Below are 13,268 nucleotides of genomic sequence, written 5' to 3'. Positions count from 1 at the left end.
ACCTATGATGATGGCTTCCGGTTTCACGGCACTTTCCTCCCCCTTGCAGCGGGACGTGCCGGGAGATCTGCTTTCGGGGGGAAGCGTGAGATTCGAGACCCTCGGTCCGTTGCGCGTGGATTGCGACGGCGCCGATGTCACACCACCGGGACGGGTGCAGCGACTCGTGCTGGCGACGCTCCTGCTGCGCGTGAACAGGTCCGTCCCCGTCGATGCCCTCGCCGACGGCGTGTGGCCCGACGACCCAGCGGGGCGGGCGCAGTCGCGCCTGCAGCTGGCCGTGCACCGCATTCGCGGACGTCTCGACGACCCGGCGCGGCTCACTCTGGAACCGGGCGGCTATCGGCTGCAGGTCGCGGAGGACGAGTCGGATGTCGCCGCGTTCGACCAGCTCACCGCGCGCCTGCGGGGCGAGCGGATGCCGCCGGACGAGGTCGTGCGGGTCACCTCGCAGGCGCTCGGGCTGTGGCGGGGTGAACCGCTGGAGGACGTGGCCGAGCTCGGCGACGCAGCGGAGGTGCTGCGCTGGAGCGACCGTCGGCGCTGGGTCATCCAGCTCTGGTGCGAGGCGCAGCTGCTGTGCGGGCGCAACGCCGAGGTGATCGATCGCGCGGCGACGGATCTCGACCGCGAGCCGCTGCACGAGCCGTTCGCCGCCCTGCTCATGCGCGCACTGTACGCGGCCGGCCGCCCTGCGGACGCGCTCGCCGTCTACGAGCGCACCCGCGTGGCGCTGCGCGAAGAGCTGGGTCTCGACCCGGGGCCCGCGCTCCGGAAGGCGCAGGCGCAGGCGCTCGGAGATGGGCCGGTGGACGTCGTGCTGGCTGCACCCGCTGAACTGCCCCCGCAGGTGCCGCTCGTCGGGCGGCAGGAGCTGATCGGCCTGATCGGCGAGCCCGGCCCGTCCGCGCCACGCGTGGTTACGGGGATGGCGGGCGTCGGCAAGACCGCGCTGGCGATCGCGTGGGCCCATCGGCACTGCGCGGCGTTCCCGGACGGTCAGCTCTTCGTCGACCTGCGCGGGTACAGCGACGACGCACCGGTCGCGGTGGAGGACGCACTCGCATCCCTCCTGGCGTCTCTCGGCTACATGCCGGAGCGGATACCCTCCGACCTCCACGCCCGCGCTGCACTCTGGCGCAGCCTGACCGCCACCCGACGGATGCTGGTGCTGCTCGACAACGCCCGCGAGACCGAGCAGGTTCGGCCGCTGCTCGTCGGCGGTGGAGCGAGCACCGTCATCGTCACCAGCCGGAACGCGCTGCCGGGGCTGGTCGCGCGCGAGGGCGCGCGTGTGGTGCCCGTGGCGCCGTTGACGCCCGACGACGCCGTCTCGCTGCTCCGAGAGCTGATCGGTCCGATCCCGGCCGAGGACGGCGCCGCGGTGCGCGAGCTGGCACGGGTGTGCGGCGAGCTGCCGCTGGCGCTGCGGATCGCCGCGCAGCGGCTAGCTGCGCGTGACGGACTCGGCCCGGCCGATCTCCTCGCCGAGCTGTGCGACGAGCGGGACCGTCTCGACCTGCTCGACGCGGATGACGGCCCGGCGACCGACATCCGGGCGGAGCTCTCGTGGTCGTACGCCGCGCTGAAGCCGGAGGCCGCGCAGGTGTTCCGGATGCTCGGGCTGCTGCCCCGCACCGAGATCGACCTGTCGGCGCTCGCCGCGCTCTGCAACCTGCCGGAGCGGGTGGTCCGGCGCCATGCGGAGGCGCTCGTCAGGCTGCACCTCGCGCAGAGATCCGAGACGGGTCTGTACTCGCAGGACGACCTGCTGCGGGCCTATGCGGCGGAGTGCGCCGCCGAGCACGACGGGCCGGACGCATCCGCCGCCGCGCGTGCGCGGCTGCTGTCGTTCCACGCCCTCGGCCGGGCCGGGGCGAGGGCGGACATCGCGTGGGGAGCGCGCGGCCGGACCCTGCTCTGACGGGCCTGCTCCGTCTGGCGCGCGGCGCGGACGCACGGAACCGCCGCCTCCGGGAAGGGGGCGGCGGTTCCGGTGATACGTTCAGGCCGGCTGCGGCAGGAGGGTGAAGGACACCGCTCCCTGCTCGTCGACCCCGGCATCGAGCACCTTGTCGGTGAGCGCCTCGGAGGCCTCGTGCTCGAGGAACACGCGGGTGCCCTCCGAGTCGACGATGTCGTCGCCGGGTTCCGGCGCCGGCGCGACCGACACCATGAAGCGGGGCTCCTCGGTCGTACCGGATTCGGTGGGGTGGATGCGCAGACCCGCACCGGGGTCGGTGGTCTGGCGGGTGACGAGGGTCGTCACGATCGTGCTGGCGTTCTCGGTCAGGGTGAGCATCGAGCTCTCCTTCCGGTTGGCGGCACCGCACCGTCCGGCGCGGTGTCCCGGCCACGTTTCCGCACTCGGCCGGCATCCTCAACCGCACAGCTCGGACTCTGACGAGATTCACACCGGAGGGCGGAGCCAGCGCGTACGATGCGTGCCGCGCGGTCAGGCCTCGGCGAGCTCCAGGAACCGGTCGCGGGTGATGGCGAAGTCCAGATGCGGCATCGTGACGCCGCGGTACTCCTTGACGAAGCGGGTGCGCACGGTCATCCCGAGCCGGATCGCGACGTTCATCGAGGCGATGTTGATGTCGCGCACCTGGGCGTGGATCTCATCGACATCCCGGGTCGAGAAGCCCTCCGCGAGATAGGCGGACGCGGCCTCGGTGGCGTAGCCGCGGTGCCAGGCCGACGGGCGGAACAGGTAACCGACCTCGAGCACGTCCGCTCCCGCGATGTGCTGGATCGTCAGCCCGCACTGGCCGATCATCTCGCCGCTCTCGCGCAGCACCACGGCGCGCAGGCCGAGCCCGGTCCGGTAGCGATCCTGCTGGCGGACCAGCCAGGTGCGCACTTCTTCGTCGTCGAACGGACCTTCATAGGCGACCATCGCGTCCGGATCCTGCAGGATCGCGCGCAGCGCGGGCAGGTCGCCCTCGTCGAGGTCGCGGAACGAGAGACGTGAGGTGTCGGCGGGCATCCGTCCATTCTGCACCTGCATCTGTCGGCTGTCGGAGCCGGATGGCAGGATGGGGCGCATGCCCGAGTCCCCCGAGGTGCAGGCGCTCGCCGAACAGCTGGACGAGCGGATGGCAGGACACTCGATCGCGTCGGTCGACGCCGTCGACCGACGGATCGTGAAGACCAGGGAGCGGCTCCCGGCATCCGTGGCCGGCGCGCGCATCGACGGTGTGAGGCGCTTCGGCAAGTACCTCGGGTTCGACCTGGGCGGGCAGTGGATGGTGCTGAGCTTCGGGAGGAACGGCTGGATCCGCTGGCGCCCAGGGGGGACTCCCGATCCGGATGCCGCCGGCTACGCCGTCGCTGACGTCACGCTCGAAGACGGTGCGCTGATGCAGATCGCGGAGACCGGGGACTTCCTCGCGGTGGCCGTCTGGATGGTCGATACCCCCGAGGACGTCGCGGGCGTCGCCGACCTCGGTCCTGACCCGATCTCGCCGGACTTCTCGCCGGCCGACCTGGAGCGGGCGCTGGGCACCCGGCGCAAGCAGATCAAGGCGCTGCTGCAGGAGCAGCGCTCGGTGGCAGGCATCGGCAACGCGTATTCCGACGAGATCCTGCACAGGGCTCGGGTGTCGCCGGTGGTGCATGCCGCGGTTCTCACAGCCGAGGAGCGAGGACGGCTCTATCGGGCGACCGTCGACGTGATGCGCGGCGCGGTCGCCGACCGCCGCGGCGTGCCGGCCGACAGCCTCAAGCAGACCAAGGTGGCCGCGATGGCCGTGCACGGCAGAGCGGGGGAGGCCTGTCCCGTGTGCGGCGACATCATCGTCGATCACGTGTTCGGCGGTGCTTCCGCGCAGCTCTGCCCCACCTGTCAGCCGTCGCGGGCGTCCTGATCCGGCGGGTCGCCCTTCAGCTTCAGCGGCAGCGCGACCCAGAGGACGATCACGATGATCACTCCGATGATCGCCGCCGCCACGGCCGCGGTGCGGTTCAGCGCGACATCGAGGATCAGCGCCGTCACGCCGACGGTGATCGCGCCGATCACCACGAGATCGGCCTTGACCAGGCGGTTGGCGACGTGTACGAGCTCGGGTTTCCGGTGCTTCTGGAACAGCAGGCGGTGCAGACCCACCGGAGCCAGTGCCAGCACCGTCGCCGTCGCTGCGCCCACGACGAGCGCGACGTACAGCGTGCGCTGCACCTCGTCGAGCTCGGAGAACCGTGGTTGGAAGGCGACGGCGAGCAGGAACCCGGTGAGGATCTGCGTACCGGTCTGCATCACACGCAGCTCCTGCATGAGCTCGTCCCAGTTGCGATCGGCGCGATGCTCCGGGGTCTCGTCGCGGCCGGGAGCGGGGCCGCCCGCCGTCATCGCGCGGCTCGCAGCGCCGCCGCGATCGCCGGGTCGAGTCCCGGCACCTCGTCGATCGGCACGGCCAGGGCGAGCAGGGCCCGGCTGAAATAGTTCCGCGCTGCAGCCACCAGAGTGATGTCGACGATCTGGCGATCGATGAAGCCGGCATCGCGCAGCGCCTGCGTGTCGGCATCCGTCATCGATGCGGGGTCGGTCGACAGCCTCCCGGCGTACCGGATCACGGCCTGCTCCGCCTCGGAGAACCCGCTGTCGTCGCCGTGGGCGAAATCGGTGAGGCCGGACTCGTCCACCACCCCGGCGCGCAGCGCCTTGCGACCGTGAGCGAGCAGGCAGTGCGGCGAGCCGATCGCCCGGGCTGCGCCGAGCGTCGCCGCCTCGTAGACGCCGATGCCGATCGAGGGCACGACGGCGCGGATCAGCGCCTCGAAGGCCGTGTACGCCTCGGGGTTCGTGGCCATCGCCGCGGTGTGCCCGAAGACGAAGCCGTCGGAGTCGATGTCGCCCGCATACATCTCGGCCACTTTGCCGGTTGCGCCCTCGGCGGCGGGAGGAGTGATGATCATGCCCGGCACGGTACTCGTGGTGGGCGGCGAACGGAAGGGTCTGGACGGACGCCTCACCAGCGGTTGTGGACGTCCTCCGCCCAGCCCAGGATCCTGGTGACGGGGATCCATTCGCCGCCGTCGGTTCGCACCCGCCCGTCGTAGTGCCCGAAGCACTGATGGGTCAGCGAACCGACCAGCACCAGTTGCGTCCTGGCAGCCCGCACGTGGAACGACGTGAACGTCAGCTCCATGCGGTCGCCGGTGACCCGCCACGGTGCGGACCAGTCCTCTGGATCGAAGTCCCACTCCAGCGCTCCGGCCACCTTGTGCACCCGGCCATCGAGGGTGAAGGCGTTCTGCGAGACGCCGTGCCGCACCGCGAGCGGACCGCCGCCGCCCAGCTGCAGGCCGATGCGCCGTCCCTCGGTCATCCCTGCGCCGGCGCCCCAGTTCCAGTGCGTGCGGTAGGGGAGTCGTCCGCGCAGATGGTCGAGCACCGCCCAGGACGCCCCGGCCGGGACCTCATGCACCACCCCGTCCACGGTGATCGTGCCGTGGGCCGGCCGGTCGACGTCCTTGACGGTGAACTCCGCCAGGAAGGGGGTGAACGGCGCGGCGGTGCCCATCGCCTCGTGCTCGGGCGGGAGGGTCGCGACGATGTCTACCTGCACGCGCGGGGAGCGGGCCACCAGGAGCGTGCCGTCGGCGTCGTCGGCGAACTCCAACGACACCCGGCGCCCGTTCGATGTCGCCGAGCCGCGTCCGATCGTGCCCGGCAGCTGCACGCCGCGCGACAGCGCGCCGATCTCGAAGACGTCGATCTCCTCTTTCGTGGCCCTGTCGAGCAGCCACACCTGGCGCACGTTCGCGTAGTCCAGCGCGCCGATCGTCATCGCGACGATGTGCGTCGGCGTGGTGACCGCCCAGTACTCCCAGCGCTTGGTGCGTCCCCATCCCCGTGGGCTCCTGCCCACGGCATCCGTGTCGATCAGCGGAGTGCGCGTCCAGCCGATCGCATCCGGATTCTGCAGCCCCTGCGCGGTGAGCAGCGCGACCGGCGCGACGATCTCGCGGTCGACGGCGGTCATCGCACGCTCCGGATGGGGATCACGGTGAGGGCGCCGAGCACGGCGAAGACGATGCCGGCGACGAACACCGCCGTGTACCCGCCGCTGAGCAGGATCAGCACGCCCACCAGCGCCGGAGTGAAGGCCTGCGGCAGCGCGGTCGCGATGTTCAGGATGCCGAGGTCCTTCGCCGCCTGGTCGGCTGCCGGCAGCACCTCGTTCATCAGCGCGGTGTCGACGCTCATGTAGATGCCGTAGCCGACGCCGAACACGGCGGCCAGGGCGAACATGCCGCCGACCGACGGCGCGAGCAGGGGGATCACGAGAGAGACGGCCATGATGACGGACGCCAGGAAGACGAATGCCTTCCGTCGCCCCGTGCGATCCGAGAGCCGGCCGACGAAGTAGGTCGTCAGCAGGGCTCCGACGAGCATCACCGCGGTGATCGGCGTGCTCATCGCCGTGGATTCGGAGTTCGAGAGCCCGACGTAGTCGCGCAGGATGTACAGCAGGTACGACTGCACGCTCTGGTAGGCGAGGATGAGGAAGAACCGGCCGGCGAACACCCACCAGAAGTCGGGGAACCGCTTCGGATCGACCCAGAAGCTCGCGAGGAACGATCGCCAGGAGAACGGCTCGCGCTCCATGTCGCGTGAGGAGAAGTCGCGGTTGAACACGACGAACAGCAGGCACACGATCATGAATCCCACGCCGAACGCGGCGTAGCCGATCCCGATGCTGTGCACCGCGATGCCGGCCAGCGCCACGCCGGCGCCCATCCCCACGAAGATGCCGAGCGCCACCACGGCGCTCGCGACGCCGAGGCGCTCCTTCACGAAGTGGTCGGGGACGACGGCCGAGCCGACGGTGGCCACCGAGTTCACGCACAGCATCATCAGCACCCAGTACAGGCAGAGCACCCAGATGCTGGTGGCCCCGGCGAGCAGCACGGTGAACAGCGCGCCCGTGGCGCCGCCGATGATGATCCACGGTGCGCGGCGGCCGAGTCTGCTGCGGGTGCGATCGGACAGCGCGCCGACCAGCGGATGGATGATGATGGTCGCGATCGACGACGCCGTCATGACGATCGCGAGATTCGCGACCTTGTTCTCCTCATCGATCGCCGCGACCTGATCGGGCACCAGGATGACGATGAATCCGGCATAGACCGTCAGGATCGCGGCGTTCAGCAGGAAGAGCCACGTCAGCAGCCGGGTCTGCCGGACGACGCGGATTCCGGGAGCAACGGTGCTCACGGGACTCCTTTCGAGGCGCGCCATCGCGCCGGGACGGATGCCGCGCAAGGGCGTTCCGCGGCGGGTTCGGGTGCTCTCACTGTATTGCGTGACGTGCCGTTGCGGAACAGCTTCCGGAGCCCATGGCTGCCCGCAGGCGTACCATCGAGGGATGACCACGCAGGGCAGCACCACGGAATCCGCGCACGAGCAGCAGTCCCCGCTCGCGCCGCTGACGCTCCTCGGCGCCGCGGATCCCTCCGCGGGCCTGTGCGTCGACGGCTATTGCGTCCTCCCTGGCGCGAAGCGCGAAGAGGACGCGGACTAGCCGTCAGCGCCTGATCAGTGCCCGCCGTGCGCGGGCACCTCGGCGCCGTCGTCCTCGGGCTTGCGGATCAGGAACGCGCCGACGATCGTCACCGTCGCGATGACCGCCGCGATCGTGAACGCCACCCGCGACCCCGCGGCGACCGCGGCCGGCACCTCGGTGCCGCCCGCCGCACCCGCGACCGCGGTGAAGATGGCCATCATCACCGCGATGCCCGCTGCTCCGGCCACCTGCTGCACCGTGCCGATCACGGCGCTGCCGTAGGAGTAGAACTTCGGCGACAGCGAGGCGAGGGATGCGGTGAACAGCGGCGTGAACGACAGCGCGAGACCGATCGAGAGGAGCGTCTGCGCCACCGCGACCACCCAGACCGAGGTGCCGACGCTGAGCGTCGTGTAGAACCACAGCATGCCGGCCGCGAGGATCGAGCCGGGGATGAGCAGGATGCGGGTGCCGCGCGCGTCGTAGATGCGGCCGATCACCGGACCCAGCAGACCCATCGCGAGGGCGCCGGGGAGCATCACCAGACCGGCGTCGGTGGGGGCGATCTCGAGACCGTCCTGCAGGAACAGCGGGATCACCGTGATAGCGCCGAAGAACGCCAGCGACAGCAGGAACATCTGCGCCATCGACAGCGAGAAGTCCCTGGACTGGAAGATGCGCAGATCGAGCAGAGCGTCGTCCTCGCGCTGCAGCACGACCTGGCGACGCAGGAAGAGCCCGAGCCCGATCACGCCGACGGCCAGCGAGATCGCCATCGGCGCCCAGCTGACGCCCGAGCCCAGACCGCCCACCTGGCTGAGACCGAACACGAGCCCGCCGAACCCGAAGGCGGAGAGCACGACGGAGAGGATGTCGATCGGCGCCTGAGTGGTCTCGCCGACGTTCGTCAGCCAGCGCCACCCGATGAACAGCGCGACCAGTGCGATCGGCAGCACGACGACGAAGATCGAGCGCCACGAGAAGTGGTCCAGCAGGAAGCCCGACAGCGTGGGGCCGATAGCCGGGGCCAGCGACATCACGATGCTGACACGGCCCATCATCCGGCCGCGGGAGGCGGCGGGGACCAGGTTCATCAGCGTGGTCATCAAGAGCGGCATCATGATGGCCGTGCCCGACGCCTGAACGATGCGGGCGCCCAGCAGCATCGGGAACCCGACGGCGAGCGCGGCGATCAGCGTGCCGGCCGAGAAGAGCGTGAGCGCGCCGATGAACATCTGCCGCGTCGTGAACCGGCGCAGCAGGAAGCCGGTGGTCGGGATGATGACCGCCATCGTGAGCATGAACGCGCTGGTGACCCACTGCGCAGCCAGCGGTGTGATCTCGAGATCGGTGATGAGGTGCGGGATCGCCATGTTCATCGTCGTCTCGTTCAGGATCGCGACGAAGGCGGCGGTGAGCAGCACCCAGATGACGGCCATGTCCTTGCGCGGGATCATCTGATTCGCGGAGGTCGGGACGGAGCCGGTGTCGACGGCAGACATGAGGTTCCTCCGAGAGGCGCGAAGAGATGGAAGCCGAAGGCGGAACGCCTTCGCAAGAGTTGTTCAGCGTAACGGATGCCGGCGACATTCCATTCCCGTCACAGGGACATCGGTCCGCACGGGTCCGCCGTCGGCGCCCGGCAGTAGCCTGAGTCGATGAGCATGCGCGGTGGTGGCGGAGGAGGGGGCGGCGGACGCGGCGGCGGATTCCGCGGCGTCGACATCGAGGCGCAGCGCAGGCTGAACGCCGAGGCGCCGAAGATCCCCGGACTCGGCAAGCGGGTGATCGAACTGTTCGCGCCGTACGGCTGGCGGATCCTCATCACCGGCATCCTGGTCGTGCTGCTCGCGGCGATCGGAGTGATCCCGCCGCTGCTGGTGCAGCGCATCTTCGACGACGCCCTGTTCCCTCAGGACGGTGGCGGGCCGGTGATCCCGCTGCTCTCGGGGCTGGTCGCCGCCATGATCGGGTTGTACCTGCTCTCGGCCGCGCTCGGCGTGGTGCAGACCTGGCTCACCTCGACCGTCGGGAACGCCGTGACCGGCGACCTTCGGGTGCGCCTCTTCGATCACCTCCAGGCGATGGAACTCGGATTCTTCACGCGCACGAAGACCGGCGTCATCCAGTCGCGGCTGCAGAACGACGTCGGCGGCGTCGCCGGAGTGCTGACGAACACCGTCAGCAGCATCCTCGGCAACACCGTGACGGTGGTGGCGTCGCTGGTCGCGATGCTGATCATCGACGTGCGGCTGACGATCATCGCCGTCATCGTGATGCCGATCCTCGTGATCATCCAGCGCAGGGTCGGCCAGGTGCGGGCGCGCATCGCAGGGCAGACGCAGGAGTCGCTGTCCGAGCTCACCAGCATCACGCAGGAGACCCTCAGCGTCTCCGGCATCCTGCTCTCGAAGTCGTTCAACAGACAGCGCACCGAGTCGGCGCGCTACCAGGACGAGAACCGCAACCAGGTGCGCCTGCAGGTGCGCCAGGCGATGAGCGGGCAGCGCTTCTTCGCCGTGGTGCAGGTGCTGATGTCGTCGATCCCCGCCGTGATCTACCTCGTCGCGGGACTGTTCGTCGCCGGCGGCAGCGGCGACATCACCGCCGGGGCGATCGTCGCCTTCACCACTGTGCAGGCTCGGCTGCTGATGCCCCTGATGGGGCTGATGCGCGTGGCGCTGGACGTGCAGACGTCGAAGGCGCTCTTCGCCCGCATCTTCGAGTACCTCGACATGGTGCCTCAGATCAAGGACGCTCCGGATGCGATCGACGTGGCCGAGGCGCCGGGTCCGCGCGGGCGGATCGTGTTCGACGAGGTCGTGTTCCGCTATCCGGATGCTTCGGCCGACGCGCGTCCGACTCTCGACGGGGTGTCGTTCACCGCCGAGCCGGGTACGCACGTCGCCTTCGTCGGGCCGAGCGGGGCGGGCAAGACGACCATCCTGTATCTCGCACCGCGGCTGTACGAGGTCTCGGCCGGAGCGGTCCGCTTCGCGGGTGAGGACGTGCGCCGCCTGCGTCAGGAGTCGATCATCGACGACATCGGCATCGTCTCGCAGGAGACGTACCTGTTCCACGCGACGATCCGCGAGAATCTCAGCTACGCCAAGCCGGGAGCGACGGATGCTGAGATCGAGGCGGCCTGCCGCGCGGCGAACATCCACCATGTCATCACCGGTTTCGAACAGGGCTACGACACGGTCGTGGGGGAGCGCGGCTATCGTCTGTCCGGTGGCGAGAAGCAGCGCATCGCCATCGCGCGGGTGCTGCTCAAGGATCCGCCCGTGCTGCTGCTCGACGAGGCGACCTCGGCGCTCGACACCGTGTCGGAGCGTGTCGTGCAGGAAGCACTGGACGCCGCGGCCCGCGGCCGCACCACCCTGACGATCGCGCACCGGCTCTCGACCGTGGTCGGCGCCGACGTGATCCACGTGGTCGAGGCGGGGCGGATCGTCGAGTCAGGAACGCACGCTGAGCTGCTCGCCCGCGGTGGGCTCTACGCCTCCCTGGCGGCTGAGCAGCTCTCGACTGCGACCCGGGGACTCGAAGAGGCCTGACGCCCGCGCGGCCACGCTCACGCGCACCCGCGTGGTCGGGTTCGCACGTGCGGATGCCGGTGTCGGGGCCCGGTGGTCGGTTTCGCGGGTGCGGGCGGTGTGCTGGCGGCGTTTTCGACCGCGTGGTCGGTTTTCCACGTGCGGATGCCGGTGTTGGGCCCGGGTGGTCGGTTTCGCAGGTGCGGGCGGTGTGCTGGCGGCGTTTTCGACCGCGTGGTCGGTTTCGCACGTGCGGATGCCGGTGTCGGGACCGCGTGGTCGGTTTCGCAGGTGCGGGCGGTGTGCCGGCGGCGTTTTCGACCGCGTGGTCGGTTTCGCAGGTGCGCGGGGCGTGCAGGGCGCGGCGGGCCCGGGTCAGTGCACCGACATCCCGCCGTCGATGAACAGGTGCTGGCCGGTCACGTAAGCCGACGAGGGCGACGCCAGGAAGACGGCGGCGCCGGCGAAGTCCTCGGGCAGCCCGTTGCGCCCGATCATCGTGCGGGCGGCGAGTTCGGCGACCTTCTGCGGATCCTGCTGCAGCCTGGCGTTCAGCGGGGTGAGCACGAAGCCCGGCACGAGCGCATTGCTGGTGACGCCCGTGCCGCCCCATGCCTCGGCCTCGGAGCGTACGAGGGACTCGATCGCGCCCTTCGAGACGCCGTACACGCCGCTCTGCACGAACGCGCGATGCGCCTGCTGCGAGCTGATGTGGATGAGCCGGCCGAAACCGCGTTCGGCCATGCCGGGCGCGAAGCGCTGGCCCAGCAGGAACGGTGCGAGCGCGTTCACCGTCATCGTGGCGTCCCAGTCGTCCTCGGTGATCTCGGTGAACGACGGGCGGATGTTGATGCCGGCCGAGTGCACGACGATGTCCGGCTCGCCGAACGGGCCGGCCGCGGCGTCGGCGACGGCATGGATGCCGGCGCGAGTGCTCAGATCACCGGGCAGGGCTGCGGCGCGGCATCCGGCTTCCGTCAGCTCGTGCACCGTCTCGGCGACCCGTTCCTCGCCGCGTGCCACGATCACGACCGCGGCTCCGGCGCGCGCGAGCGCGGTCGCTATGCCGCGGCCGATTCCCGACGAACCGCCGGTTACGACGGCCGTGCGTCCGGCGAGCGAGAAGAGATCGGCGAGGTAGGCGTTCACCCGATCACCGTATCGGCTGTCGACGGTGCCCGGCTGCGGATGCCACGGAGGAGACTCCGCGGCATCGCCGGCCCGTGTCACCAATGCAGCGCCTCCGAGAGGCCGGGGTCGGGGGTGGCGTGTGCGAACTCTGGCAGCGCCCGCAGCGTCGCCACGAAGGCGTCGAGCTCGGCTCGGTAGGCGGGGTCGGGATGCGTGGCGGCGATGTGCGTCAGCGGCGGCACGTCCATGGCCAGGATCAGGTCGAGACGGGCGACGACCGCGGCGGATGCGCCGGCCTGCTGCAGCACCCGGATGCCGCCGAGCAGCGCGGCGAGGTAGTCGCGCAGCACCGGCAGCCGGTCCTTGCCCTGCGTGATGGAGGTGCCGTCGGCGCGCAGCCGCCAGTGCACGAGCACGTCGGGGACGACGTCGAAGGCGCGGGCCGTCACGTACATCTGCTGCGCGACGATCTGGTCCTCGTAGGCGACCCCGACCGGAAAGCGGCGGCCGTCCCAGAAGGCGGTGCGGCTGATCTTCGACCAGGCGACGATGTTAGCGGATGCCGCCGGGTGGGCGTGGATCGTGGTCGACAGCCGCTCCGGATCGGTGGCGGCGGTGGTCCACGGCTGCACGCGCCCCGCTCGGTAGTGGCCGTCGATCAGACGCGAGCGCACGTACGCGCCGGCGACGAAGTCGCTGCCCGTCTCGGCGAGCGTCGCGGTCGTCCTCGCCAGCGCACCCGGGGTGAGCTCATCATCGCCGTCCAGGAAACCGAGGAAGGGCGTGTCGACGAGGTCGAGGCCGGTGTTGCGAGCGGCGCCGAGCCCGCGGGGCTCGTCGTGCCGGACCACGGTGAAACGCGGGTCGGCTGCTGCGGCGGCGGCGAACACGCCGCCGGTGGCATCCGCCGACCCGTCGTCCACGAGGATCGCCCGCCAGCGCCGCTCGGTCTGAGCGCGCAGCGAATCGAGCGCAGCGGGGGCGTATGCCGCGATGTCGCGACCGGGCACGATCATGGTCACGAGCGCTTCGGGCACCCGCCGAGTCTATCCGCGGCTGCCGTGCCGAGGGCGGGGGTTACGGATGCCGG

General features: G+C 70.4%; 13 protein-coding genes. 4 read left to right on the top strand and 9 right to left on the bottom strand.

The window, feature by feature from the left end; all coding sequences use genetic code 11:
• Window positions 1-85: 85 nt before the first annotated feature.
• Window positions 86-1,924: an AfsR/SARP family transcriptional regulator gene (locus DY023_RS03310; protein WP_181905702.1), complete on the top strand. Its 1,839-nt coding sequence runs from the start codon at window positions 86-88 to the stop codon at window positions 1,922-1,924.
• An 81-nt stretch (window positions 1,925-2,005) separates the two neighbouring features.
• On the opposite strand, the gene DY023_RS03305 is transcribed toward DY023_RS03310, so the two are convergent.
• Both DY023_RS03305 and DY023_RS03300 read right to left on the bottom strand, forming a co-directional pair.
• On the bottom strand, window positions 2,006-2,302 hold the full coding sequence (locus tag DY023_RS03305; RefSeq protein WP_116240918.1) for a Fe-S cluster assembly protein HesB: 297 nt from the start codon (window positions 2,300-2,302) through the stop codon (window positions 2,006-2,008).
• 153 nt (window positions 2,303-2,455) lie between these two features.
• Window positions 2,456-2,989 carry a GNAT family N-acetyltransferase gene (locus tag DY023_RS03300; RefSeq protein WP_116240917.1) on the bottom strand — a complete coding sequence of 178 codons (534 nt, stop codon included), beginning with the start codon at window positions 2,987-2,989 and terminating at the stop codon, window positions 2,456-2,458.
• A 58-nt stretch (window positions 2,990-3,047) separates the two neighbouring features.
• On the opposite strand from DY023_RS03300, the gene DY023_RS03295 reads away from it, so the two are divergent.
• A complete protein-coding gene (locus DY023_RS03295; protein ID WP_116240916.1) occupies window positions 3,048-3,869 on the top strand; it encodes an Fpg/Nei family DNA glycosylase in 822 nt (273 codons plus the stop codon).
• Here DY023_RS03295 and DY023_RS03290 read toward each other — a convergent pair.
• From DY023_RS03290 to DY023_RS03275, 4 genes are read right to left on the bottom strand one after another with little or no spacing between them, the layout of a single operon-like run.
• A complete protein-coding gene (locus DY023_RS03290; protein ID WP_116240915.1) occupies window positions 3,848-4,348 on the bottom strand; it encodes a DUF6328 family protein in 501 nt (166 codons plus the stop codon). The genes DY023_RS03295 and DY023_RS03290 overlap by 22 nt on opposite strands.
• A complete protein-coding gene (locus DY023_RS03285) occupies window positions 4,345-4,914 on the bottom strand; it encodes a carboxymuconolactone decarboxylase family protein (RefSeq protein ID WP_116240914.1) in 570 nt (189 codons plus the stop codon). The genes DY023_RS03290 and DY023_RS03285 overlap by 4 nt, the downstream gene beginning before the upstream one ends.
• Before the next feature lie 53 nt (window positions 4,915-4,967).
• On the bottom strand, window positions 4,968-5,984 hold the full coding sequence (locus DY023_RS03280; RefSeq protein ID WP_116240913.1) for a DUF2804 domain-containing protein: 1,017 nt from the start codon (window positions 5,982-5,984) through the stop codon (window positions 4,968-4,970).
• Complete coding sequence (locus DY023_RS03275) at window positions 5,981-7,219, bottom strand: MFS transporter (RefSeq protein WP_181905701.1); 1,239 nt, start codon at window positions 7,217-7,219, stop codon at window positions 5,981-5,983. Before DY023_RS03275 ends, DY023_RS03280 begins: the two co-directional genes overlap by 4 nt.
• Before the next feature lie 151 nt (window positions 7,220-7,370).
• Here DY023_RS03275 and DY023_RS17895 point away from each other — a divergent pair, with 151 nt between their 5' ends.
• Window positions 7,371-7,526 (top strand): hypothetical protein, encoded by a 156-nt coding sequence (locus DY023_RS17895; RefSeq protein ID WP_181905700.1) that lies wholly within the window; start codon window positions 7,371-7,373, stop codon window positions 7,524-7,526.
• A 14-nt stretch (window positions 7,527-7,540) separates the two neighbouring features.
• Here the strand turns inward: DY023_RS17895 and DY023_RS03270 are convergent, their stop codons facing one another.
• The gene (locus tag DY023_RS03270) at window positions 7,541-9,010 is read right to left on the bottom strand and encodes an MDR family MFS transporter (protein ID WP_116240911.1); all 1,470 of its coding nucleotides are present in this window, start codon (window positions 9,008-9,010) and stop codon (window positions 7,541-7,543) included.
• Window positions 9,011-9,166: 156 nt separating this feature from the next.
• Between DY023_RS03270 and DY023_RS03265 the strand changes: the two genes are divergently transcribed.
• Entirely contained in the window at window positions 9,167-11,068 is a 1,902-nt protein-coding gene (locus DY023_RS03265) for an ABC transporter ATP-binding protein (RefSeq protein ID WP_245958569.1), read from the top strand.
• 354 nt (window positions 11,069-11,422) lie between these two features.
• On the opposite strand, the gene DY023_RS03260 is transcribed toward DY023_RS03265, so the two are convergent.
• Window positions 11,423-12,196, bottom strand: coding sequence for an SDR family NAD(P)-dependent oxidoreductase (locus DY023_RS03260; protein WP_116240967.1), 774 nt, complete (start codon window positions 12,194-12,196; stop codon window positions 11,423-11,425).
• 77 nt (window positions 12,197-12,273) lie between these two features.
• Window positions 12,274-13,215 (bottom strand): glycosyltransferase family 2 protein, encoded by a 942-nt coding sequence (locus DY023_RS03255; protein ID WP_116240909.1) that lies wholly within the window; start codon window positions 13,213-13,215, stop codon window positions 12,274-12,276.
• Between the last annotated feature and the right edge of the window lie 53 nt (window positions 13,216-13,268).

This window comes from Microbacterium bovistercoris (assembly GCF_003387575.1).
GTDB classification, from domain to species: Bacteria; Actinomycetota; Actinomycetes; order Actinomycetales; family Microbacteriaceae; genus Microbacterium; species Microbacterium bovistercoris.
This window is presented reverse-complemented; position numbering and strand designations above follow the sequence as displayed.